This is a genomic window from Brevibacterium sp. SIMBA_078, from assembly GCF_046534565.1.
Lineage (GTDB): Bacteria > Actinomycetota > Actinomycetes > Actinomycetales > Brevibacteriaceae > Brevibacterium.
The window spans coordinates 1-265 of the sequence record NZ_JAWRYQ010000287.1 but is presented as its reverse complement, the minus strand read 5'-3'; the positions used below and the strand labels follow the sequence as shown (position 1 = coordinate 265).

At 54.3% G+C, this 265-nt stretch carries 1 protein-coding gene; it reads right to left on the bottom strand.

Going from position 1 to position 265, the window contains the following annotated elements:
- Window positions 1-250: penicillin-binding transpeptidase domain-containing protein (locus SB749_RS19755; RefSeq protein ID WP_410711804.1), on the bottom strand; the 250-nt coding region annotated here is incomplete at its 3' end.
- Window positions 251-265: the final 15 nt, after the last annotated feature.

Genomic DNA, 265 nt, shown 5'->3' with positions numbered 1-265 from the left:
CCGTGTCGTTTCCAAAGCCAGCGTCGGCATAGGTTTGCAATAAAGGGTCAATGCCTAAATCCAGTGCGATTTTTGTGACGCCCACGTTCGAAGAATGTTCCAGCACCTCAGCCAGTGACAGTTCGCCATAGTTCCGAGGGTCACTCACCCGGCGTCCACCAATTCTGAGCCAGCCCGGACTGGTATCAATTGTATCGCCGGCTTTATGCCGTCCGTTCTCAAGCGCACTCAGAACGACCAGCGGCTTCATTGTAGAGCCAGGTTC